The sequence below is a fragment of the Tatumella sp. UBA2305 genome (genome assembly GCF_002345795.1).
Lineage (GTDB): Bacteria > Pseudomonadota > Gammaproteobacteria > Enterobacterales > Enterobacteriaceae > Tatumella > Tatumella morbirosei.
This window is the reverse complement of sequence record NZ_DDVT01000012.1, coordinates 47,655-71,966: the sequence shown is the minus strand read 5'-3', so window position 1 is coordinate 71,966 and position 24,312 is coordinate 47,655. Positions and strand designations below refer to the sequence as shown.

General features: G+C 51.3%; 22 protein-coding genes and 1 other annotated feature. Of the genes, 8 read left to right on the top strand and 14 right to left on the bottom strand.

Annotation, left to right across the window (positions count from 1 at the left end):
• Positions 1-170: 170 nt before the first annotated feature.
• The 9 genes from hisIE to hisL all read right to left on the bottom strand — a co-directional run bounded on the left by hisIE (position 171) and on the right by hisL (position 7,420).
• Positions 171-788 carry a bifunctional phosphoribosyl-AMP cyclohydrolase/phosphoribosyl-ATP diphosphatase HisIE gene (gene hisIE, locus B3Z23_RS05400; RefSeq protein WP_294902738.1) on the bottom strand — a complete coding sequence of 206 codons (618 nt, stop codon included), beginning with the start codon at positions 786-788 and terminating at the stop codon, positions 171-173.
• On the bottom strand, positions 782-1,558 hold the full coding sequence (hisF, locus tag B3Z23_RS05395) for an imidazole glycerol phosphate synthase subunit HisF (protein WP_294902736.1): 777 nt from the start codon (positions 1,556-1,558) through the stop codon (positions 782-784). Before hisF ends, hisIE begins: the two co-directional genes overlap by 7 nt.
• Complete coding sequence (gene hisA, locus B3Z23_RS05390) at positions 1,540-2,277, bottom strand: 1-(5-phosphoribosyl)-5-[(5-phosphoribosylamino)methylideneamino]imidazole-4-carboxamide isomerase (protein WP_294902734.1); 738 nt, start codon at positions 2,275-2,277, stop codon at positions 1,540-1,542. Before hisA ends, hisF begins: the two co-directional genes overlap by 19 nt.
• Entirely contained in the window at positions 2,277-2,867 is a 591-nt protein-coding gene (hisH, locus tag B3Z23_RS05385) for an imidazole glycerol phosphate synthase subunit HisH (protein ID WP_294902732.1), read from the bottom strand. Before hisH ends, hisA begins: the two co-directional genes overlap by 1 nt.
• Entirely contained in the window at positions 2,867-3,934 is a 1,068-nt protein-coding gene (gene hisB / locus B3Z23_RS05380) for a bifunctional histidinol-phosphatase/imidazoleglycerol-phosphate dehydratase HisB (RefSeq protein WP_294902730.1), read from the bottom strand. Before hisB ends, hisH begins: the two co-directional genes overlap by 1 nt.
• On the bottom strand, positions 3,931-5,010 hold the full coding sequence (gene hisC, locus B3Z23_RS05375) for a histidinol-phosphate transaminase (protein WP_294902728.1): 1,080 nt from the start codon (positions 5,008-5,010) through the stop codon (positions 3,931-3,933). The genes hisB and hisC overlap by 4 nt, the downstream gene beginning before the upstream one ends.
• The gene (gene hisD, locus B3Z23_RS05370; protein ID WP_294902726.1) at positions 5,007-6,314 is read right to left on the bottom strand and encodes a histidinol dehydrogenase; all 1,308 of its coding nucleotides are present in this window, start codon (positions 6,312-6,314) and stop codon (positions 5,007-5,009) included. Before hisD ends, hisC begins: the two co-directional genes overlap by 4 nt.
• 3 nt (positions 6,315-6,317) lie before the next feature.
• A complete protein-coding gene (gene hisG, locus B3Z23_RS05365) occupies positions 6,318-7,217 on the bottom strand; it encodes an ATP phosphoribosyltransferase (protein ID WP_294902724.1) in 900 nt (299 codons plus the stop codon).
• Positions 7,218-7,276: 59 nt separating this feature from the next.
• Positions 7,277-7,397: a sequence feature (His leader region), on the bottom strand.
• Entirely contained in the window at positions 7,373-7,420 is a 48-nt protein-coding gene (gene hisL, locus B3Z23_RS05360) for a his operon leader peptide (RefSeq protein ID WP_156994614.1), read from the bottom strand. (Overlaps the previous feature by 25 nt.)
• A 194-nt stretch (positions 7,421-7,614) precedes the next feature.
• Between hisL and B3Z23_RS05355 the strand changes: the two genes are divergently transcribed.
• Both B3Z23_RS05355 and B3Z23_RS05350 read left to right on the top strand, forming a co-directional pair.
• On the top strand, positions 7,615-8,442 hold the full coding sequence (locus B3Z23_RS05355) for an SDR family oxidoreductase (RefSeq protein WP_294902722.1): 828 nt from the start codon (positions 7,615-7,617) through the stop codon (positions 8,440-8,442).
• A gap of 387 nt (positions 8,443-8,829) precedes the next feature.
• The gene (locus B3Z23_RS05350; RefSeq protein ID WP_294902720.1) at positions 8,830-10,191 is read left to right on the top strand and encodes an APC family permease; all 1,362 of its coding nucleotides are present in this window, start codon (positions 8,830-8,832) and stop codon (positions 10,189-10,191) included.
• A 76-nt stretch (positions 10,192-10,267) separates the two neighbouring features.
• Here B3Z23_RS05350 and sbcB read toward each other — a convergent pair whose 3' ends face one another.
• Positions 10,268-11,698: an exodeoxyribonuclease I gene (sbcB, locus tag B3Z23_RS05345; RefSeq protein ID WP_294902718.1), complete on the bottom strand. Its 1,431-nt coding sequence runs from the start codon at positions 11,696-11,698 to the stop codon at positions 10,268-10,270.
• A gap of 703 nt (positions 11,699-12,401) precedes the next feature.
• Here sbcB and dacD point away from each other — a divergent pair.
• The 3 genes from dacD to B3Z23_RS05330 all read left to right on the top strand — a co-directional run bounded on the left by dacD (position 12,402) and on the right by B3Z23_RS05330 (position 15,410).
• Entirely contained in the window at positions 12,402-13,568 is a 1,167-nt protein-coding gene (gene dacD, locus B3Z23_RS05340) for a serine-type D-Ala-D-Ala carboxypeptidase DacD (protein WP_294902716.1), read from the top strand.
• Between the two features lie 290 nt (positions 13,569-13,858).
• Complete coding sequence (locus B3Z23_RS05335; protein ID WP_294902714.1) at positions 13,859-14,917, top strand: FUSC family protein; 1,059 nt, start codon at positions 13,859-13,861, stop codon at positions 14,915-14,917.
• 154 nt (positions 14,918-15,071) lie between these two features.
• Positions 15,072-15,410 (top strand): DUF496 family protein, encoded by a 339-nt coding sequence (locus B3Z23_RS05330; RefSeq protein WP_087488905.1) that lies wholly within the window; start codon positions 15,072-15,074, stop codon positions 15,408-15,410.
• Positions 15,411-15,460: 50 nt separating this feature from the next.
• On the opposite strand, the gene B3Z23_RS05325 is transcribed toward B3Z23_RS05330, so the two are convergent.
• Positions 15,461-16,387 (bottom strand): ketopantoate reductase family protein, encoded by a 927-nt coding sequence (locus tag B3Z23_RS05325; protein WP_294902711.1) that lies wholly within the window; start codon positions 16,385-16,387, stop codon positions 15,461-15,463.
• 243 nt (positions 16,388-16,630) lie between these two features.
• Here B3Z23_RS05325 and fetA point away from each other — a divergent pair, with 243 nt between their 5' ends.
• From fetA to dcm, 3 genes are all read left to right on the top strand, one after another.
• Entirely contained in the window at positions 16,631-17,302 is a 672-nt protein-coding gene (fetA, locus tag B3Z23_RS05320; RefSeq protein ID WP_294902710.1) for an iron efflux ABC transporter ATP-binding subunit FetA, read from the top strand.
• Positions 17,289-18,062 (top strand): iron efflux ABC transporter permease subunit FetB, encoded by a 774-nt coding sequence (gene fetB / locus B3Z23_RS05315; RefSeq protein WP_294902708.1) that lies wholly within the window; start codon positions 17,289-17,291, stop codon positions 18,060-18,062. The genes fetA and fetB overlap by 14 nt, the downstream gene beginning before the upstream one ends.
• Before the next feature lie 356 nt (positions 18,063-18,418).
• Positions 18,419-19,729: a DNA (cytosine-5-)-methyltransferase gene (gene dcm, locus B3Z23_RS05310; RefSeq protein ID WP_294902705.1), complete on the top strand. Its 1,311-nt coding sequence runs from the start codon at positions 18,419-18,421 to the stop codon at positions 19,727-19,729.
• A 31-nt stretch (positions 19,730-19,760) separates the two neighbouring features.
• Here dcm and B3Z23_RS05305 read toward each other — a convergent pair whose 3' ends face one another.
• The 3 genes from B3Z23_RS05305 to B3Z23_RS05295 all read right to left on the bottom strand — a co-directional run bounded on the left by B3Z23_RS05305 (position 19,761) and on the right by B3Z23_RS05295 (position 23,969).
• On the bottom strand, positions 19,761-21,101 hold the full coding sequence (locus tag B3Z23_RS05305; RefSeq protein ID WP_294902702.1) for an MFS transporter: 1,341 nt from the start codon (positions 21,099-21,101) through the stop codon (positions 19,761-19,763).
• 463 nt (positions 21,102-21,564) lie between these two features.
• Positions 21,565-22,512, bottom strand: a complete 948-nt coding sequence (locus B3Z23_RS05300) for a family 43 glycosylhydrolase (protein ID WP_294902699.1) — start codon at positions 22,510-22,512, stop codon at positions 21,565-21,567.
• Between the two features lie 17 nt (positions 22,513-22,529).
• Entirely contained in the window at positions 22,530-23,969 is a 1,440-nt protein-coding gene (locus B3Z23_RS05295; RefSeq protein WP_294902696.1) for a glycoside-pentoside-hexuronide (GPH):cation symporter, read from the bottom strand.
• Positions 23,970-24,312: the final 343 nt, after the last annotated feature.

Below are 24,312 nucleotides of genomic sequence, written 5' to 3'. Positions count from 1 at the left end.
AATACCTGTTTGGCGAGCTGTACCGGAAAATTAGTATTCCGGAGAGATAAAAGAACAGAACATCGCGGGAAAGCAGACCGGCCAGACTTTTCTGGCATGCAAGTCCGCCAAAGAAGAGTGAATAGTAGAACTGCACCCGATCACCGGGTGCAGAGTGAGTGGTATCAGGATTATCCCTTCTGATGCCGCTCGCGCAGGTTATTGATGACGGTACTGAAATCCAAATCCTGATCCTGTAACAGTACCAGCAGGTGATAAATCAGGTCAGACGCTTCGTTTTTCAGTTCAAAACGGTCATTCACTGTGGCTGCCAGAGCCGTTTCGACACCCTCCTCACCAACTTTTTGGGCAATACGCTTGGTACCCCGGGCGTACAGACTGGCGGTATAAGAGCTGTCCGGGTCGGCAGATTTCCGTGAAGCCAGCAGTTGTTCCAGCTGATAGAGGAAACCCCAGTCACTGGTGGCCGGAGAAAAACAGCTGGAGGTACCGGTATGGCAGGTTGGACCGGCCGGAATCGCCAGGATCAGCAAACTGTCGTTATCGCAGTCGGCGGTAATGCTGTCCACCTGCAAAAAATGCCCGGAAGTTTCACCTTTGGTCCACAGGCGATTTTTGGTGCGTGACCAGAAGGTCACATGACCGGTCTGCTGAGTGACTTCCAGAGCTTCAACATTCATATACCCCAGCATCAGTACTTCGCCAGAGATTTTATGCTGGATAATCGCAGGGATCATCCCGTCGGTTTTTTCCCAGTCCAGCCGGGTCAGTTGTTCAGCGCTTAACACGTACGGATCTCCACATTATGGGTACGCAAAAATTCTTTGAGCTCTGCGATATTAATCAGTTGTTTATGGAATACCGAAGCCGCCAGTGCGCCATCAATATTGGTATCGCGGAAGGCATCCAGGAAGTGCTGCATGGTTCCGGCACCGCCTGAAGCAATCAGCGGCACATGGCAGCATTCACGGATCAGTTTCAGTTGCTGTATATCATAGCCATTACGTACGCCATCCTGATTCATCATATTCAGAACGATTTCACCGGCGCCACGTTTTTGAACTTCGGTCACCCAGTCAGCGGTTTGCCACTGGGTGACACGGGTCCGGGATTCGTCACCGGTGTACTGGTTAACGTGATACAGACCGGTCTGTTCGTCAAACCAGGTATCAATCCCTACCACAATACACTGTACGCCAAAGCGATCGGCCAGGCGGCTGATCAGGTCGGGATCGGCCAGTGCCGGGGAGTTAACAGAGATTTTATCTGCGCCGAACGTCAGAATGCGGGCAGCATCTTCAGGCGTCTTGATGCCTCCGGCGACACAGAAGGGGATATCAATAACTTCGGCAACCCGTGAAACCCAGCTTTTATCAACCACACGGCCATCAGAGGAGGCGGTGATATCGTAGAAAACCAGCTCATCGGCACCTTCTTCGGCATAGCGTTTTGCCAGTGGAACAATATCACCAATAATTTCGTGATTGCGGAATTGCACGCCTTTAACTACCTGCCCGTCACGAACATCCAGACAGGGTATTATCCGTTTTGCCAGCATGAAATAGCCTCCGTCACTGTAAATTTACCTTCCAGTAAAGCCCGCCCAACGATAACGCCCTGAACGCCCGTGTTGCGCAGTGCGGCAATATCTGCCAGTGAGCCAATGCCTCCGGAAGACTGGAAGTCTATCTGTGGGTAACGGGCGGTAATTTCCTGATACAGAGCCACATTGGATCCGGCCAGAGTGCCGTCACGTGAAATATCGGTACAAAGCACATGTTTCAGTCCGACCGACTGATAATCTTCAATCACCTGCTCCAGGGTGACCCCACCGGCTTCCTGCCAGCCGCTAATAGCGACTTCTTTCCGTTGGTTCTCGTCAATACGGACATCCAGTGCCAGGACAATAGCATCGGCACCAAACTCACGGAACCATTGTTTCACCTCCTCAGGCTCGCGGATAGCCGTTGAACCGACCACCACCCGTGTGGCACCTGCTTCCAGTAGCGAGGCGACATCGGTACGGCTACGAATACCGCCTCCTACCTGAACCGGCACACTGACTCCTGCCAGTAATTTTTTTAACAGCGGAATCTGCCGGGCCGCAGGGTCTTTAGCCCCGGTTAAATCAACCAGATGCAATACTTCGGCCCCTTCCTGCTGATAAGCCTGTAAACGTGGCAGGGGATCACTGCCGTAATCACGTTGTTGTGCATAATCGCCCTGGTGAAGACGGACTACCTTACCTTCAATTAAATCAAGTGCGGGGATAATCATTACATCTCCAGGAAATTTTTAATCAACTGTGCACCGGCTTTGCCGGAGCGTTCCGGGTGAAACTGGACACCGTAAAAGTTGTCCTGCTGAACCGCGGCTGAGAATGGCTGGCCATAGTCACACTGGGCGATAGTGCCGCTAAACACCGGCATCGCGTAGCTGTGGACAAAGTAAAAATAGCTGTCTGCTGGGATGTTGCGGAATAACGGATGGCCAGCATGGGCAGTCAGTTGGTTCCAGCCCATATGGGGTAATGGTAATTCGCCGGTTTTCATCAGCGAAACTTCTTCATCTATCAGCCCGAGAGTATCAATGCCATTATTTTCCTGGCTGTGGCGTGCCAGCAATTGCATCCCCAGGCAGATACCCAGCACGGGCTGGGTACAGTTCTTAATCAGCTCCACCAGTTCCCGCTCCTGTAACTGGTCCATCGCTGCCTGTGCAGTGCCCACCCCCGGTAAAAACAGTTTATCAGCATTCAGAACCACATTTTTTTCACGGCTGACAACCGGTTGATAGCCCAGGCGCTCTACCGCCCACTTTACCGATGAAAGGTTGGCACAGCCGGTGTCCAGGATGACGATACTCATTACAGTACCCCTTTTGAACTCGGTAAAGTATTGCCGTTGACCTGAATCGCCTGGCGCAGAGTACGGCCAAAAGCTTTAAACAGGCTTTCTACACGGTGGTGATCGTTATGGCCCTTGGTTTTCAGGTGCAGGGTGCAGGCCATACTGTAGGAGAGTGAACGGAAGAAATGTTCAACCATTTCGGTACTCAGATCACCGACCCGCTGAAACGTAAACGCCGCTTTATATACCAGATAAGGGCGCCCGGAGATATCCAGAGCGCAACGGGCCTGGCATTCATCCATGGGCAGAACAAAGCCGAAACGACCAATTCCGCGTTTGTCACCCAGTGCTTTCAGCAGTGCTTCGCCCAGCGCCAGCCCGGTATCTTCTACGGTGTGGTGATCATCGATATACAGATCGCCCTTCACATCAATGTTCATCCGGAAACCACCATGGGTGGCTATCTGATCCAGCATATGGTCAAAGAAACCTACACCGGTGCTGATTTTGCTGCCACCTTCGCGGTCCAGCCACACCTCGGCCATCACCTGGGTTTCTTTGGTATTGCGTTGTACCAGCGCATGACGATCCCGCCGGGTCAGCCGGTCGGCAATTTGTGGCCACAGGTTGTCACCTTCGCCGTAACGAATGCCCTGAATCCCCATATTTTCTGCCAGGGTGATATCTGTCTGACGGTCACCAATCACATAACTATGCTGTTTATCCAGCACACCTTCGGCCAGCCAGGGTTCTACCATCCGGGTATGAGGTTTGCGACAGTCACAGTTATCTTCCGGCTTATGCGGACAAATCAGGACTTCGCTGAAGTTCACGCCCTGTGAGCTGAATACCTGCATCATCAGGTTGTGCGGACCCTCAAAGTCAGCCAGGGGAAAACTGTCGGTCCCCAGACCGTCCTGGTTGGTGATCATCACCAACTCGTAGCCGGATTCCTGCAGGCGCAGCAGCGCAGGGATAACCCCGGGTTCAAAAGCGAGTTTGTCCATCCGGTCGACCTGGAAATCGACAGGGGGTTCGGAGATGAGTGTTCCGTCACGATCAATAAAAAGAGTTTTCTGGCTCATGCTTGCTCCGCAGAATCGCTTAAAGAGTGCAGGGCATTCATCAGGGTTTCGCATTCCTGACGCGTACCGATAGAAATTCGTAAACAGCCGTTCAGGCCGGGGTTTTTGCTCTGATCACGTAAAATGATGCCCTGATCCCACAAGGCACGGAATACGGTAGTTTGGGTAAAACGGACCAGCAGATAGTTTGCCGAGCTGGGATATACCTGCTCAACCAGCGGGCACTGTTCCAGTTGCTGCTGTAACCAGCCGCGGGTCTGATTGAGTGTTTTAACATTTTCACGCATCAATGCCAGACCTTGTTCACTCAGTGCCTGGGCGGCGATATCGGCGACCGGTGCCGACAGCGGGTAAGGCGCAATCACTTTAAGCAGCAGGCTGATGACTTCAGGGTTAGCCAGGGTGAAACCGCAGCGTAAACCCGCCAGCGCAAAGGCTTTAGACAGGGTACGCAGAATCACCAGCTGCGGATAATCACGCAGCCAGCTGGCCAGTGAGGCTTCCGGGCAAAAATCGATATAGGCTTCGTCTGCGACGACCAGCGCTTTGCCGGCGGTCAGGTCCAGCAGTTCACGAATCAACTGTGGTTCGACAAGATTGCCGGTTGGATTATTCGGGCTACACAGATACACCAGTTTTACACCGTCCAGTTGTGCGGCGATGGCCGCGACATCCGGTTGCCAGTTTTCCAGAGCGGGTACTGTCAGATATTCGACACCGATAGTTTCGGCACTGACACTGTACATGCCATAAGTTGGCGGGCAGAACAGAATCTTATCTTTGCCCGGTTCACAAAAAGCCCGGATTAGCAGCTCGATGCCTTCATCGGCCCCCCGGCTGACCAGCACCTGGTCACTGTTCAGGCCACTGTAAGCCGCATAACGTTCAATGACCTCTGTCGGCTGACACTCAGGATAACGGTTAAGCGTCTGGCGGGTCAGTTCAAAGGGTACGGCTACCGGATACTCGTTAGCATTCAGCCACACATCCCCTTTACCCCCCAGTCGTCTGGCGGACTGATAAGGGGTCAGGGCTTTGACGTTGTCACGGGCCAGTTGTTCAACAGACTTGCTCATAGATTATCCTCCAGGGCTTTCACACGAAGCGTGACGGCATTTTTGTGGGCATCAAGCCGTTCAGCGGCAGCCAGAATTTCGATCGCCGGGGCCAGTGCGGCAAAGCCTGACGGTGACAGCTCCTGGATTGTCATGCGTTTTTGAAAATCGGCCAGTCCAAGACTGGAGTAGGTAGAAGTATATCCGTATGTTGGCAGTACGTGATTGGTCCCGGACGCATAATCACCGGCAGATTCCGGCGACCAGTCGCCGAGGAAGACCGAACCGGCACTGGTGATTTGCTCTACCCATTCCCGTGGTTCACGGGTCTGAATAATCAGATGTTCAGGCCCGTAGCGGTTGGAAATGGTAATACACTCAGCGAGATCTTTTGCCACAATCAGCCGGCTGGCGGATAACGCCTGACGGGCCGTTTCTGCACGTGGCAGTTCTGCCAGTTGACGGTGGATTTCTTCCGCCACTTTTTCTGCCACTGAACGGGAAGGGGTCAGCAGGATGACCTGGGAGTCCGGACCGTGTTCCGCCTGAGACAACAGATCGGAGGCGACAAATGCCGGAGTCGCACCCTCGTCGGCAATCACCAGGACTTCTGAAGGGCCTGCCGGCATATCAATGGCTGCACCGTCCAGCCGTTGGCTGACCTGGCGTTTAGCCTCGGTGACCCAGGCGTTCCCCGGTCCGAAAATTTTATCCACTTTGGGCACGGAGTCGGAGCCAAAGGCCATGGCAGCGATGGCCTGAGCGCCACCGACCTGGAATACTTCACTGATACCACATAATCTGGCGGCAAACAGGATTTCATCAGCAATCGGAGGGGGTGAGCAGAGTACTACTTTACCGCAACCCGCAATGCGTGCCGGAGTTGCCAGCATCAGTACTGTAGAGAACAACGGGGCAGAACCGCCGGGGATATAAAGCCCGACAGACTGTACCGGCCGTGTGACCTGCTGGCAGCGTACGCCCGGCTGAGTTTCGATATCCACTCCGGGAAATACCTGGGCCTGATGGAATGCTTCTATATTACTGACCGCCGTTTTCATGGCAGCTTTCAGTGAATCACTGACCCGTGCCACTGCTGCCGTGATTTCCTGCTCACTGACAGCAAAAGTTTCAGGACTCACTTTATCAAATTTAGCACTGAAGTTGCGCAGCGCCGTATCCCCATGCTCACGCACCTGTTCCAGCACATCCCGCACGGTCTGCGAGATGGTACCTGATGAAGCCAGCGCAGGACGTTTCAGCAACGCCTGATGTTGTTCCGCACTGCACTGTTGCCAGTCGATAATAGTGTCAAAGCTGCTCATCGTTTACTCCATCATTTTTTCGATTGGCAGAACGAGGATTGAACTGGCACCCAGCGATTTCAGTTTCTCCATGGTTTCCCAGAACAGAGTCTCACTGCTGACCATGTGCATGGCGACACGGGCCTGATCACCTGCCAGAGGCAACAGGGTAGGACGTTCGGCTCCGGGTAACAGGCTGATGACTTCTTCCAGACGATCGGTTGGCGCATGCAGCATGATATATTTCGATTCGCGCGCTTTAATCACCCCCTGAATACGGGTCAGTAACTTGTCAATCAGATACTGTTTCTCAGAGGGCATTTCACCGTCGCGTTGGATTAATACTGCTTTGGAACGATAAATGACGTCCACTTCACGCAGCCCGTTAGCTTCCAGGGTCGCTCCCGTAGAGACCAGGTCGCAGATACCATCAGCCAGTCCGGCACGCGGGGCCACTTCCACTGAACCGTTCAGCAGGCAGGATTTAAAGGCGATATCTTTACTGTCGAAGTAGCGTTTCAGGAGGTGAGGATAAGAGGTGGCAACACGTTTGTTATTCAGACATTCCGGACCGGTGTACTCGGCATCGACCGGCATAGCCAGTGATAACCGACAGCCACCGAAATCCAGGCGGCGCAGGGTAGTATAACGCGGGTCTTCGCCCTGGGCCCGACGGGACAACAACTCTTCTTCCAGGACATTTTCACCAATAATCCCCAGGTCAACCACACCATCCATCACCAGGCCCGGGATATCATCATCACGTACCCGCAGGATATCAATTGGCATATTCTCGGCAAACGCAATCAGGCGCTGCTGTTGCAGGTTAATTTTAATACCACAACGGGTCAGCAGTTCGCGGGAGTCATCACTCAGGCGACCTGATTTTTGCATGGCAATGCGGATACGTTTGTTATCTAACATCTGTCCAGTCCTCTGTTTACTGTTCCTGCACGGAATTTATAATTGTTAAATTTCTGTCCATAAAAAAACCCCCGGAAGATCTCTTCCGGGGGTTTAATATTGCGCTCAAACCACTGGAAGATCTTTTCGTCTCCCAGCACACATCGCCTGAAAGACTAGTCAGGGTGATGGTGATGATGATGGTTAGATTGAACGCGAATCATAAATTTTTCCGACGATTTAAAGGGTCATTTGTCTGGCATTTAAGCTAACTAAAATAATGCAGACTGGCAACACTTTTTTATAATGATAAGCAGAATTGCTGGCAAAAATTTGTACTGGCCTGAAAACTGCCAGAGGAATACCATCGTTCAGCAGAGAGTTTGGCGTTGCAGGATAATATTAAGGCGAAATCTGTATGAAAAAAGTAGCAATCGTGGGGCTGGGCTGGCTGGGAATGCCGTTGGCACGACAACTGGCAGGCCGGGGCTGGCAGGTGACCGGCACTAAAACCACCGCAGATGGAGTGCAGGCTGCCCGTGCTGTCGGCATTAATGCCTGCCTGCTGAAGCTGACCCCTGAACCGGAATGTGATGCCGATGATTTAGCCGACTTACTGGAAGCTGATGCCTTGGTTGTGACTTTGCCGGCCAGCCGGAGTGCTGAAAGCAGCGAACAATATGTTTATGCTGTGCAGAATATTGTCGACAGTGCGCTGGCACACAAAGTGAAACAGGTCATATTCACCAGCTCGACATCCGTTTATGGGGATGCCAGTGGTGAGGTTGACGAAAATAGCCCGCTGCGTCCGGTTACTCCTGCGGGTCAGTCACTGGTCCGGCTTGAGCAGTGGCTGCACGATTTACCAGGCACTCAGGTAGATATTCTGCGTCTGGCAGGATTGGTCGGACCTGCGCGCCATCCCGGACGGTTTCTGGCCGGCAAGCAGGGTCTGACTAACGGACAGCACGGAGTGAATCTGGTGCACCTGGACGACGTAATTTCGGCGATAGTGTTACTGCTGGAACAGCCAGCACAGGGTGGCACTTACAACCTGTGTGCTGCCGGGCATCCGCCACGTGATCAGTTCTATCCGCAACTGGCCCGGCAGGCAGGATGGCAGGCCCCGCAGTTTGATCCGCGGTTTTCTTCGACTGAAGGGAAAGTGGTACTGGCAGAGCAAATTTGTCGGCAAAGGGGTTTTCGGTACCGCTGGTCAGACCCGTTTCAGATGCCACTGGAATAGGCGTTGTCCGCAAAAATCCCGGGCAAATACGATAATTTCTTGTGTTAGCGGTCTGTTTTGGGCAAAATGCGCGTCTGCAAATTTGAAAATAACCGACGCCTTTCCTGGCATCGGTTATTTTTTTTGCATTAACGTTTTATGGCTTACTCCTTATGGGGCCGGATTTATTCCGGAGAGATATACACAAAAAAACACTCACCGAAGGTGAGTCTGAGGAAAAATTGATGGGGTTGTTATCCACTTTACCAGTTGCCTCTGGTAGCCGCTTTCGTGACGATTACGGCGCGACATGCTTTGGCAAATCTGCTATTCACTTCACTTTTCGCCGCGCGCGGAAATTCCCTGTGGAGCAATCCGCACAGATTGTTACTGTAGGGGGGCACCATCATGCAAAATAATACTTCTCCAGCACCACAGCGTGCCAATCTTAAAAAAACTCTAACGCTGCTTCCGGTGGTTATGATTGGTCTGGCTTACATGCAGCCAATGACCCTGTTTGATACATTCGGGATTGTCTCGGGGCTGACCGGTGGTCATGTCGCGACGGCCTATGCCTTTGCCTTAATCGCAATTCTTTTCACCGCACTGAGCTATGGTAAGCTGGTTCGTCGCTTCCCGTCGGCAGGTTCGGCGTATACTTACGCACAAAAATCCATTAGCCCTCATGTCGGATTTATGGTCGGCTGGTCATCATTGCTGGACTATCTGTTCATGCCAATGATTAACATCCTGCTGGCAAAAAGCTATTTTGAGTCACTGGTGCCGGGGATTCCTTCATGGATCTTTGTGGTATTGCTGGTGGTGTTTATGACTGTGACCAACCTGAAAGGGATTAAAACCGTCGCTAACTTCAACAGCATTATCGTGATCCTGCAGATTGCGGTGATGGTGTTTATTGTCGGGTTAGTTATCTACGGGGTCAGCCACGGGGTAGGTGCGGGTACGCTGGCGAGCAGCAAACCGTTCTGGTCTTCAGATGCGCAGGTGGTGCCGATGATTACCGGGGCAACGATCTTGTGCTTCTCATTCCTCGGCTTCGACGGTATCAGTTCTCTGTCTGAGGAAACCAAAGATGCTGAACGTACTATTCCGAAAGCTATTTTCCTGACTGCGCTGATCGGTGGGTTGCTGTTTATTGCAGTGTCTTACTTCCTGCAACTGTACTTCCCGGACATTTCGCGGTTTAAAGATCCTGACTCCTCGCAGCCGGAAATTATGCTGTATGTTGCCGGGAAAACGTTCCAGTTTGGTATTCTGATCTTCTCCTGTGTGACCGTACTGGCCTCAGGTATGGCTGCCCACGCAGGTGTATCACGTCTGATGTATGTGATGGGACGTGATGGTGTCTTCCCGCAGCGTTTCTTTGGTTATATTTCGCCAAAATGGTCTACCCCGACACTGAACGTGTTGCTGGTAGGGGCGATTGCGTTGTTAGCGATTAACTTTGACCTGGTTACCGCCACCGCGCTGATTAACTTTGGTGCCCTGGTCGCGTTTACCTTTGTTAACCTGTCGGTAATTTCACAGTTCTGGATTCGCGAGAAACGGAATAAAACGCTGAAAGACCACTTCAGCTTCCTGATCCTGCCTTTGCTGGGAGCGATTACCGTCGGTGCGCTGTGGGTTAACCTGGAAGAGAGTTCGATGGTTCTGGGTCTGATCTGGGCGGCGATTGGTATTATCTATCTGGCCGTGGTCACCCGCAGTTTCCGCTTGCCGGTACCGCAGTACAGTGAAGACGGATTATAATCCTCTCCGTGTTCAAAGATAAAAACCCTGCCGGTGGTCACCGGCAGGGTTTTTTTTCGTCTGCTTGTTATGCTTGTTAGCTCAGTAACGACTCTGCGTAACGATACAGCGATTTCAGCAGTGATTGTCTGTGTTCATCTTCCGGATAGAGTGTCGCCAGTTGTTGCAATTCCTCAATATATTGCTCAACCCGGGAGGTGGAAAGCATTTCACGGCGATGTTCCAGCCAGCGTTGCTGCTCACTGTCATCGAGGGTGCCTGGAAAATTACGGGCACGGTAGCGGAATAACAGGATATTTATCCGCGGATCGTGATAGGTCAAATCCAGGGCCGGCAGATTGCGTGGCTCAGTAGTACGGATAATATTCATCGCATGTTTATCCGCCTCACCGAAGAACCCGTCATACAGCTGTGCATCCACATCGTCACTGGCAGGGAATTCGCGGCGGGTGGCGAACACGGCAACCACTTTTTCGCGAATTTCGCTGTGACGGCGTAATAATGCGAGGTTATCCAGACAATGCTGGCGGTCAATCGCCAGTCGCTCAGCATCCTCCGGTCGTAGTGTGCTGGCGGGGGCCAACACCGGACACTTATTGATATGCACCAGTTTTAAAGGTATTACCGGCAACGATCCTCGTTGCTCACGGGTGCTGTACAGACGTTCGCGCAGCGTATCGGCGGTTTCATCCAGTAATGGCCTGATATCACCGGCCAGATCCACGGTGATCAGCGCATTTTTGTTGTCCGGATGCCAGGCGAGCGGCACTATCCAGCTGGTATTTCCTCTGGCGGCACCAAACATTCCCGATACATGAACCAGCGGTTTCATCTGTGGGATATCAATCAGTGTCTGGAGTTTGTTTTTATTGCGATGCCGGAACAGAAAGTCAAACAGCTTCGGCTGCTTTTGCCTGACCAGCCTGGCCATAGCAATGGTGGCATACACATCCGACATGGCATCATGAGCTTGTTCATGGCTGACATTATTGGCGGCAGTCAGGTGTTCCAACCGGAAGGAGGGGAAACCTTCTTCGTTTTCCGGCCAGTTAATGCCCTCAGGACGCAGGGCATAACAGGCCCGCATCACATCCAGCAGGTCCCAGCGGGAGTTACCGTCCTGCCAGCTCCAGCCATAAGGGTCGTAGAAGTTGCGGTAAAAAATATTACGCGTGACTTCATCATCGAAACGGACATTATTGTAACCCACCACGCAGGTCGCGGGTTCAGAGAACAGCGTGTGGATGCGCCGTGCAAATTCGGCTTCGCTGACCCCCTGAGCCTGCGCATGCTGTGGAGTAATTCCGGTGATCATGACTGCTTCCGGCTGAGGAAGATAATCGTCGGCTGGCCGGCAGTAAAAAACCTCGGGTTCACCAATAATATTAAATTCAGCGTCAGTGCGGATGCCGGCAAATTGAGCCGGACGGTCCAGTGCCGGATGCTTACCAAAGGTTTCATAATCATGGAAGAGGAAGGTAGGTGTGACTGCATCATTATTTTTCATCCAAAACCTTCCTGTTCTTTCCTGTTAATTTATTTAATATCAAAATCTTATTGGCTTTATTGCTCAATGATTACCCTTTTTCTCCCAGGGGATTGCTCCATTATACAGTTTGCGCCATAGGATAAAACTTCAGTGATGCAGGAAGGGCGGGGCGTTAAAGCCCCTTAACGTCATACGCCCCCCCCGGGAGGAAATTCACTCGTCAGCAGAGTCATTAAGCCCGGGAAGGTTGGATTAATCCCGGTAAGTATGACGAAGTATGGACAACGGCGGTAGCACTGGAACAACATTTACAACAGCCCTCTATTCAGGCTTTTTTTAGCATTACGTTTTGACGGGTTGGCTGAAGATTTGCAGGTAACCTTTTTGAAAATGAACAGTGATTATCAGTAAGCGTTGAGCAGGGCGACGGTATCAGCACCGGGCCCTGTGTCCGGATGACTGTGAGAAAATGATTCATTTAAACGGATAACATGACAAAACTCCTTGCCATAAATTTGTTCCCGTCGGGCACTGAGTGCGGAAAATCTTCCTGTGGTTATCTGCGCCTGCAGTATATTGTTTTATAACCGACTTTTTTACAGCAGATCGCGCCACTTTCCTTGTTACATTTACTCACAATTGAGAGATGCCAGACGGGTAAAAATACCGTAAAAAAGCGGCTAAAACCTGACGATCCACCCTATTTACTGAGGAATTTAGTTTGAAAAGGCGTCTGCTTATTACTTTACCGGGTATGATTTTACTGACATCAACGGCCTTTGCCGATGACACCCTGCCTTTTTCCACGACGCCGCCAACGCTTGATGCTGCTTCCTGGGTGTTAATGGACGCGACAACCGGACAGGTTTTGACTTCCAACAACCCGGATGAGCGCCGTAATCCGGCCAGTCTGACTAAACTGGTCACCGGCTATGTGGTGGATCGCGCTATTAACGATAAACGAATTACCCCCGATGATATCGTTACCGTCGGGCAGGATGCCTGGGGGGCAGGTAACCCGGTATTTAAGGGTTCTTCACTGATGTTTCTGAAACCTGGTGATAAAATCTCAGTACGCGATTTGAGCCGTGGGGTTATCGTTGATTCAGGAAATGATGCCTGTGTCGCGCTGGCGGATTATGTTGCCGGAGGTCAGCAGAATTTTGTTAAGCTGATGAATCAGGTAGTCGCGGATCTGCATCTGAAAAATACCCATTTTGAGACGGTGCACGGGCTGGATGCTCCGGGACAGTACAGTACCGCCCGGGATCTGGGGATTGTCGCGATGGCGATTATCCACGGAGAACCTGAGTTCTACCATATGTACAGTCAGAAGACGATGACATGGAATGGTATTACCCAAAATAACCGTGTGGGCCTGCTGTGGGATAACAGCCTGCACGTGGATGGTATGAAAACCGGTCATACCGAGACCGCCGGGTTTAATATTATCGCCACCAATATTATTGGTCAGCATCGCCTGATCGCCGTCGTGATGGGGGCGAAAAGTGCAAAAGATCGTGAAGACTGCGCCAGAAAACTGCTGATCTGGGGACAGAATAATTTTGATACCGTCCAGTTGTTCCATGCGGGCAAAGCCATTGGCACTGAAAATGTCTGGTACGGTAATCCGCACTCAGTCAATGTCGGTTCAGCCAAAGATGTCTATTTATCGCTGCCACGTGGTGAAATCAGCCAGGTAAAAGCGAAGTATGTTATCGATAAAAAAGAGCTGGATGCGCCGTTAGCTGCAGATGAGCAGGTCGGGGAAATCCAGGTGATGGACAAAGATAAGCAGATTGCCAGCTATCCTCTGGTCGCTCTGCAGGAAGTGAAACAGGGTGGCATCGTCACTCGTATCACCGACTACATTAAGAAAAAACTGTAACCGTTCTGTATATCAACGGCCCGCACAATAACGGGCCGTTAACCAGGTGGCGGGAAGGGGGGAAACCTCAGTAAACTGTTCCCGGTAAGCCAGGGTTAATCCGCATCGACCCTTTCTTCAGGGGCGGTGATGGAAGGTGCTATGCCTCCGGTTTTGATTGTCACTATTGTTCTGCATAACCTTTGACCCGGTGAATCCCTTAATATCCCGTATTACTGTGATGATTTGCCACAGATCTTTTGCCACGAATATGTAAAAATACGCCTTCAGTTAATGACCGGAAACTCAGAGTGCGTCCCGACAAGCCGATATCCAAACCCGAATTTTGGTTGTACCGCCATTACAAGACCGTTCATGGCCTTCGTATTGCCATCTCTTTTGTACTAACTTTTTTACTGGTCAGGTTATTTCAGATTCCTGAAGGAAGTTGGCCATTAATTACCCTGGTGGTGGTGATGGGACCCGTGTCATCCTGGGGAACGGTATTTCCGCGTGCGGTGCAGCGTATTATCGGCACCATTGCCGGTTCAGTTTCCGGGTTAATTGCCCTTAAAATTGAACTGGTTTCTCTGCCGGCGATGTTGGTGTGGTGTGCCATAGTGATGTTTGTCTGTGGTTATCTGACACTGGGTAAACGCCCCTATATGGCACTGTTGATTGGCATTACCCTGGGGGTCGTAGTGGGGGCGCCGGCGGGCGATTTCCTGACGGCATTATGGCGTGGGGGCGACGTGATTTTCGGTTCTATCATGGCGGTGATCTTTACCGGTATCTGGGCCCAACGGGCCTACACATTCTGGCGTATCAGATTGTCAGATGCCCTGATAGCATCACTGAAGATCTACCACACCGGGTTGTCTCCCAATTTGCTGGAAAAGCCGCGGCTGAATAAACCGATTCAGAAGTTACTGACTGAGGTTGTTAAAATGCGTTCGCTGCTGGAACCGGCCAATAAAGAGACCCGGATCCCTAAGTCAGTGTATGAAGCCATACAGACCCTTCAGCGTAATATGGTCTATACCCTGGAAATGCAAATCAATGCGTGGTGGGCCTCCCGCGAAAGTCATCTGCTATTGCTGAATGCCCCGACGATACGGAGGACGCACGCGCTGACCGAAAATCTGTTCCGGACGCTGGCTGAGATGCTGGTCAGTGGTATTCCGGAGAACGTTGCTGCCACTGCAGCGGAACTGGAAGAGGTTGACCGGGAACTGAAATTACTGCTTTCCAAAGCGGAACATGCGAATGCCGAGGCTGCTCAGGTGTATGGCTATGTGTGGCTGAGCCTCGAACTACACGGTCAGCTGGTCAGAATGAATGATCTTATCCGCATGGTGCTGAGAAAGTAATCGACAGTCTGAATGTGAAATGCAGTTGCTTTGCGCTAAGATAAGGCACTGAAAAGTTTTAGAAGTCACAGTAAAGCAGCAGAGACTTCATCTGAACCGATGGATTCTGAAACTCACACGCCTGCCAGAACGGGCGTCAAACTAAGGTGTTATCATGGAAAATGCCAAACAGTCATTCCAGGACGTACTTGAATTTGTACGCATGTTTCGCCGTAAAAATAAGTTACAACGTGAGATAACGGATAATGAGAAGAAAGTCCGTGACAACCAAAAGCGTGTACTGCTACTGGACAACCTGAGTGAATACATTAAGCCGGGCATGAGTATTGAGGCAATTCAGGAAATTATTGCCAGTATGCGTAGTGACTATGAAGATCGTGTCGACGAGTACATTATTAAAAACGCAGACCTTTCTAAAGAACGTCGGGAAATCTCGAAAAAACTTAAACTGCTGGGTGAACAGAAAGCACCGTCAGTGGATGAAAAGAAATAAACCGACAGTTCAGAATCAGCCCGGTACCCTGACCGGGCTTTTTTGTATCTTCAGGTAGCGGACTGGCGTTGAATCTGATAAACCTGCAGGTTCACCCAGACTGCATTCAGCAGTGGCACGGGGACAGAATGTGCCTGTGCACGTCCCACCAGATCGCCGATGATCTGGTCTGCTTCAATCTGAAATCCCTGATGCAAATCGCGATACATCGACGAAGTCATCGGGGTGGCCGGGTTGCTAAGGGTTTGCAGCGTCGTGGCAATGACCGCCGGACGCTGCTGATAGCCGCAGGCAGTGACCACCGCCAGAACTTCACTAAATAGGGTGTTCAGCAGTGTGTCGCCACCGGCAGACTGCAACACCTGTTGAGTATTGCCACGGGACAGACAGGTGACTGCGCCCAGAGTGCTCAGCAGCAGCCATTTTTCCCATAAATCACTTTGTACTGACAACGACAATTTGCTGTCAAAGCCACAATCAGTAAATACCTGATTAATTTCCCGGATCCTCGCCGAATCGCTGCCGTCCAGTTCGCCGAAGATAAGCTGGCTGAGCGCAGACATTTGCAGCACTTCGCCTTCGTCATTCAGTGTTGAGTGAATTTTACATAAACCACCAATCACTTTTTCTTCACCAAATGTCTGACGCAGTGTCGTGAGGTGCTTCATCCCATTAAGAATGGGCAGTATGACGGTATTTTCACCGACTGCCGGGGTAATATCACGGATAGCACCAGCCAGACCAAAACTCTTTACGGTCAGAATAATCAGATCATAAGGGGTGGTAATATCATCTGCGACAACAATCTGTGGCCGGAGGGAGAAGGTGCCGGAGTGTGCATGAACGACCAGCCCTTTTTCCCTGAGTTTTTCTGCGCGTTTCTCACGAACCAGAAAAGTAACATCACGGCCATGACGCGCCAGACTTGCGCCATAAAACCCGCCGGTAGAGCCAGCGCCAACAACCAGAATCCGCATTACCCGTCTCCCATCCCATCAGAATTAAGGCTACTACCTTAAAAGGCTGCGGACGGAAACGCCAGTCACTATAGTTAAAAAATTATGACAAATTCAGCTTGTTGCCCCCCTGAATTAGGAATGAGTGACAGAAAAGCCTGTCGGCAGCAGATTGTCGCTGTTGCCGGGTGAAAAAAGCCTTTTATCCCCGGCAGGAAACCTCGTTAAGATAGGGGAATATTCAGGAACACAGGAATAATAAACATGGACAAGACGCTGCCGCTGCTGGAATTAAGCAATATTTGTTTCCGCGCGGGCAATACCCCCATACTTAACGATATTTCACTCTCTCTCCGCGCAGGGGAATTTACCCTGATTACCGGCCCCTCCGGATGCGGAAAAAGTACCTTACTGAAAATCGCTTCTTCTCTGATTTCAGCCGACAGCGGAAGTATTCGCTTCGATGGTAAATCTATCGACAGTTATTCCCCGGAAGAGTACCGGCGTCAGGTTTCTTATTGCGCGCAGACGCCGGCATTGTTTGGTGAAACGGTCAGGGATAATCTGAGCTTTCCGTGGCTACTGCGGCAGAAAAAAGCCGATCCACAGCAACTTAAGCAGGATCTCCAACGGTTGGCATTGCCGGAAAGTCTGTTGTCTAAACCCGTGACTGAACTCTCCGGCGGCGAAAAACAACGGGTATCATTGCTACGTAATCTGCAGTTTTTACCCAGGGTCCTGTTGCTGGATGAAATTACCAGCGCACTCGATGACAGTAATAAGCGCCGGGTGAATGATTTGATTCAGCAGTATGTCAGAGAGAAAAACCTTGGGGTGTTATGGGTTACCCATGACCGCAACGAAATCAGCCATGCGGATAATGTTATTACCCTGACCGCCAGCCAGCCCCGGGAAACCGCTCATGAACCAGCATAATATTACCAACAGCTCACTGCTCATGTCCCTTGGACTGGTGCTGCTGGCCATTCTCATCAGCCACCGGGAAAAATTGTCGTTAGAAAAAGAGATCCTGTGGAGCATCAGCCGGGCAGTCGTACAGTTAGTGATAGTCGGCTATGTGCTCAAATATATCTTTGATGTGAATAATGCCTTACTGACCATACTGATGGTGCTGTTCATCTGTGTTAATGCGGCGCTGAATGCCAAAAAACGCAGCAAATATATCGACCGTGCATTTGTGATGTCGTTTGTGGCCATCACCAGTGGGGCGGTGCTGACGCTGATCGTCCTGGTGGGCACCGGATCCATCGGGTTTTTACCGATGCAGGTGATTCCGATCTCCGGCATGATAGCCGGCAACGGTATGATTGCGGTAGGGCTGTGTTATAACAATCTGGGACAGCGTTTTAGTTCCCATCAGCAACAGGTTCAGGAGATGTTGAGCCTGGGCGCAACACCCAAACAGGCTTCGGCACAGTTGCTGCGCGACAGCATTCGTTCATCCCTGATTCCGACCGTGGATTCGGCGAAAACGGTCGGACTGGTCAGTCTGCCGGGGATGATGTCTGGTCTGATTTTTGCGGGGATCGATCCGGTAAAAGCGATCAAATACCAGATTATGGTCACTTTTATGACCCTCTCTACCGCCAGTATTTCGACCATTATTGCCGGATATCTGGCCTGCCGCCGGTTTTATAATAACCGGCATCAGCTGGTGATTAAGAATACGAAGTAATCCTGCCGTCGGCAGAGCATCAGGTTCTGCCGACGACTGACTGGCCGGTTAAGTTTTTCTCCGGCATAACGACCGCCTCGATCCCAAATCCCAGTCTGTAGGGGTATAACCGGATTTCCGGGTCAGGTGCAACCCTTCACTCAGTTGTTAACCCACCATCGGGGGCATGAGCTTTGACTGTCATTGGTTTCCATTACGATTGTTTAACGACAGGATGAGTTAACGACGACACGGCAGAGTCATCCGGGGCGACACCGGCAACGTGGAGAGTTGAAAACAACCGCTGAATATCTCATTGCCTGGTCACCGGGCCGGTGGTAGTCTTCCAGGACTAAAACCGGATAAGTCACTCTACTATGCCCCTTATATCAAATCCGTCGCCGCAAGAGATTACCAGAATCAGAGAAAGTCTGGGTCTGGGACGCAGCGAATTTGCCAATGTACTCGGTATGTCAGCCAGCGGAGAACGCACGGTTCGTGGCTGGGAATCGGGCGAACACGTCCCGTCTGCCGGAAAGTGGAAGGCGATTCAACATCTTGAAGCCAGACTGAAAAAGCATCATCTGGAAGCCCCCTTCCGTCAGGGACCTAAACAACAAAGCCGGTTCACTTTCATCGATCTTTTTGCTGGCGTGGGGGGGATTCGTCTGCCATTCCAGCGACTGGGGGGACACTGCGTGTTTACCTCCGAATGGGATAAATTTGCTCAGAAAACCTACCTGGCGAATTATGGTGAAATGCCGGTGGGAGATATCACGCGGGTCAATGCCCGGGATATTGCTGATCATGATGTCCTGCTGGGCGGCTTTCCCTGCCAGGCATTCTCACTGGCGGGTCTCCGCCAGGGGTTCAGTGATACCCGCGGAACCATGTTTTTTGAAATACAGCGCATTCTGGCTGAAAAACGGCCCAAGGCTTTTCTGCTTGAAAATGTAAAACAACTCCAGGGCCATGATAAAGGCCGCACGCTGAAAACTATCATTGGAATCCTGGAGGGCACGCATGGCGGGGCTATTCCCGAAGATGTTCCGATGAGTGATGAGGCGCGCAGGGCACTGTCTGGCAAACTGAACTACCGTGTCGATTTTAAAGTGCTACGCGCCGGAGATTTTGGCGCACCGCAAAACCGGGAGCGGGTTTATATTATCGGTTTTGATAAAGATTATTTCTCCGGAGTGGATTTTGACCAACTGTTTCGCTGGCCGGAAGCTCCCTGCACGCCGACCCGGGTCGGGGACATTTTGCTGACACCGGAAGAACTAGCTCAGCAAATTGCGGCCAGGGGGAAAGACGCCTACACGCTGTCCGATAAATTGTGGATCGGTCATCAGAAACGGCTGGCCTCTCATAAACAGCGCGGCAATGGTTTTGGCTATTCTTTATTTAACGCCGACAGTGAGTACACCAATACCCTGAGCGCCCGTTACTATAAAGACGGTTCGGAAATTCTGATCGATCAGAGTGCCCTGGGTAAAAACCCCCGCAAACTCACCCCGGTGGAATGTGCGCGGCTACAGGGTTTCCCGGACAATTTTATTGTGAATGCTGTCTCGCACGGGCAAATCTATAAGCAGTTTGGCAATTCAGTGTGCATGAAGGTGATTGAGGCACTGGCGGGGCAACTGACCGAAACCCTGTATAAAGCAGAACAACTTCGCCGTTGCTAATTGCGGGCGACAACATGCCGCCCGGCAACCGTTAGTCCGTGGCGGGCAGTGTTTTCCCTTTGTGAGTCAGTCGGGATAACGTGGCAGCTGATGTCAGACGTTTTTCAGGTTGCAGCATCAGCATGGCAATCATACTAAACAACGCTACTCCGGCGGTGACACTAAACATCGAGTTATAGCCATAATTTTGTGCCATCCAGCCGGACAGAATTGGCGAAATGATCGATGCGATATTGGCAATAGCCAGTGTCATTCCGCTGTAGGTACCGACTGTGGCTTTCGGTGTCACATCAATCACTACTGACCAATAGACATTATTCACCATGGCATTGAGTGCATTGCCGGCGGTCATCAGGGCAATCACACTGGCGGGAGAGTGTACCCAGGGAATAGCCATAAAACAGCCGGCGGTCAGTAACAGCGCGGTGGCGGCAAACAGGTTACGGGCAAGACGAAGGTTGCCAAAACGGCGCAGCAGGGCATCTGAAATTCTTCCTCCTAACAGTACGGTAAAACAGGCGCCACTCCATGGGATCATGGCGACGTACCACAGGGAGTGCAGGTCGTAATGGAAATTGTCCTGTAAATATTTGGGTAACCAACTGGCCAGCGTAAAAGTGATATACAGGAAGCTAAAATATCCCAGCGCATTACAGACCAGAGTCCGGTGGGTAAAAAATTTCCACCATGGCAGCGGTTTTTCTCCGGAGATTTCGGCTTTCTGACCATTGGCAATTAATTCCAGCTCCTGTGAATTGACCCGGGGATGTAATTGCGGGGTATCGGTAAAGGTGCGGGCAAATAACAGCATTGCCAGCAATGAAAAAATTCCCAGTACGATAAACATAATGCGCCAGTCATGGGTTAACAGCAGCAAACCGACGGCGACCGGGGCGGTAAGTAATGCCCCAACCTGAGTACTGACCAGCCCAATACTTAAGGCAAAACCGCGTTCATTATCCGGAGCCCAACCGGCAATGGTTTTGTTCATCAGGGCATAGGCCGGGCCTTCAGAGAAACCGAACAGGATACGTAATGCCGCAAATCCGAGAATAGCGGATCCGCCAAACATGGCGACTCCCAGCTCACCGGCCCAGGCGGTCCCAATTTCCAGCACAGACCAGGCCACTCCGGCACATAACCAAATTTTTCGGGTACCGTACCGGTCAGCAAGATAACCGCCACACAATGAGCCAAACAGATATCCAAAACCGAAATACCCCAGGACCGCGCCCAGTTGTACTTTGTCCAGATGGTATTCCTGTGCGATGGCATTGGCTGAGAAAGAGAGTGCACCACGGTCAATATAGTTAATCAGAGCTATCAGGAACAGGAGAGAAAAAACATAGTAACGGACAGATGTTGCTTTCATAAGTTGGCTCCCTGGCTTTATCACCTGTCAGATCAAGCAAGATTAGTGCCACTCATTATTATGAGGGTAATAATTACCCACGAAATTATGAGTCAGCAAGACCCTGATGTAGCATGAAATATCAGGTATCATCATGATATTAAATTGCTTTTTTAATGTGACAGGGTCACAGGTGGCCGGTGGCGAGGAGTGTGAAATTCATTGGGCTTCCTGCTTAAGAATGACTTCGTACCCTAATGTCGGCACCTGTGTTGAAGCTTTTAACGGGCGGAGGATCAGATATATACATTGAAGTGACTGGTGGGGGGTAAAATTTATCCTTTAAAATCAGTAGACTGAATTATAAGCTAACCGATTCCTTTACTATGCTCCTTCAGAGTGCGTCCGGGCCACAGGGCCAATATTGCCCACAAGGCATGGCAAAGATATTGCCGGGCAGTATGCTCCCGGCAATCTGTCGTGATTAGTGATTATCTGCCGGAGGCGTGCCAAATACCGGCATCCCCTGGGGGTCCCACTCCAGTCTCTTTAGCCGGGTGTGGCGGTTGGGGTCATACAGCGGGTCACCTTCAATTTCTGTATAATTTCTGGCGTGATAGACCAGAACCGTTTCTCCGGATTCCGTTTCGGTAAAACTGTTATGGCCGGGGCCATACTGCTTATTGGCCTGGCTGGTGGTGAACACTGGCCGGGGTGATTTGTGCCAGTGGCTTAACTGTAACGGATCCGCATCCAAAGCTATCCACAGCAGCCCCAGACAATAATTCTGGTCAGTCGCACTGGCGGAATAACTGACAAACAAGCGTTCACCGTGTTTAATCACCGCCGGCCCTTCGTTCACCAGAAAACCTCTGCATTCCCAGTCATATTCCGGGCGTGACAACATCAGCGGAGTACCACGGAGCGTCCACGGGTTTTCCATTTCAGACAAATACAGGTTTGAATTTCCGGCGATATCCGGAGCTTTTTGTGCCCACAGATACCACTGTCTGCCCTGATGATGGAAGGTGGTGGCATCGAGAGCAAAGGTATCATATTGGGTCGTTACCTGACCTTTTTCGACCCAATCACCGGTCAGCGGGTCCTCTCCCTGGCATTCCAGCACAAACATACGATGCTGGAACATATTATCCCTTAGCTCCCGGGTCGGGGCCGCGGCAAAATAGAGATACCATTTACCGTTGATCAGGTGTAGTTCAGGGGCCCAGATAAGCTCGCTCATCGGTCCATGGTCGGGTTTACGCCAGACCACCACTGGCGGAGCCGACGGCAAATCTTCCAGCCTGGCTGCCCTGCGAATTTCCAGCCGGTCATATTCAGGCACCGAAGCGACAAAATAGTAGTACTGCTGGTGGCGGATAATAAACGGGTCCGCGCGTTGTTCTATAAACGGATTTGGCCAGTTCTGCATGTCGGCTCCTGTTAATGTTATGACAGCATTTGCGGCCGGACGGTGGTGACTGTCTGGCGCTCACGTTGTTCCGCTTTTACCTGACGATAAAGATCAGCAATACCGGAATAATTTCTTCTCCGTTTTTCCAGATCAGACTGGATCTGTTTCATCAGACTGCGGTCAACTTTCAGCAGTCTGACCACTCCGGCGGTCAGCAGATACCCGAAGGCAGGGATCAAAGTAAACAGCATGACAATACCTGACAGCGCCTGGGGGGACTGGGTGGCAGCGCTGGCGTTATATCCATAATGTGACAGCAGGAAGGCGACCAGTGCACCGGCAATTGCCAAACCGCATTTAAGAAAGAAAATATTGCCCGAAAAGCTGATTCCGGTCAGACGTTTACCGGTCTTCCATTCGCCATAATCATCCACATCGGCCATCAGCGACCAGTGCAACGGGGAAGGGATTTGGTGCAGGATATTCAGTAAGAAATAGAGGCAGGTTACCAGCCCCACCGCCTGCGGGTTAACAAACCAGAACCCGGCTGAAAACAGGGCCAGCACGATATTGGTCCAGAAAAAGACTTTCAGTTTGCACCAGCGATCGGTCAGAGGTCGTGCCAGCATACTGCCGATCATCATGCCGGCCACCCCAAGACTGATGAAGAAGGTGGCAAATCCGGCACTTTGCTGCATCACCCGGGTCACGTAATACATTACCGCGGCCATACGGATGAATCCCGGGCAGACATTACATAACGTCAGTGCCAACATTCTAATCCACTGGTCATTTTTCCATACATCCCGTAGATCCTTACGCCAGGCATCATGTGAAGGTACTGCCGCATGGATACGCTCCTTAACGTTGAAGAAGCAGAAGAAAAACAGGCACATGCCAATCAGCGACAACACGATCATCGCTGACTGGTAGCCTCTGGCCTTATTGCCGTCACCAAACCATTCGGTCATGGGTAGCAGTGACAGGGTCAGCAACAAGGTGGCTACGCCAACCATCACGAACCGCCAGGACTGACAAGCTACGCGCTCGACCGGATCATTGGTGATGACGCCGCCCAGTGAGCAGTATGGGATATTTACCATGGTATAGGTCATCGACATCAGGGCATAAGTGACAAAGGCATAGATGACTTTGGCCTGATAACTCCAGTCCGGCGTGGTAAACATCAGAATACTGGCTATCGCAAAGGGAACAGCCCCCCACAATAACCAGGGTCTGAAACGGCCCCAGCGGGAAACTGTGCGGTCAGCAATCACTCCCATTATCGGGTCAGCCACGGCATCGAGTATTCTTACCGACAGCAATAATATTCCCACCATCGCCGGTGATAAGCCGAAAACATCGGTATAAAAGAAACTGACAAACAACATAATCGTGCCAAAAATAATGTTACATCCCGCGTCTCCGGAGGCGTAACCTATTTTTTCACGCAAAGAGAGTGATGACGTTGACATGGGGTTCATCCTTTTCCTGGCCATCCCCGACAAAAGTTCGTGACTGTGGGCAGTCTGCCTGTCAGGGAAAACGGCAGATATGCAGCGGTGTACCGGTCACCGGCCAACAGCCTGGTGTGAGATTCAAACCTATGATTAACCATACCCTCAGGTGCAGGCAGCTAATCTGGAAGTTATCGCTTAGTCTATGGACAAAACAGCTACGCCTGTCAGGGATGTGAAGAGGATCAACTTTCCTGACAGCCGACAGTCAGGGGACTGCCCTTCCGGGCAGAGAAACCATGACTGAAGGATAACCCCCGGGATATGGAAAAAATCTCAGCGGTCTAACACCGTCTGCGGA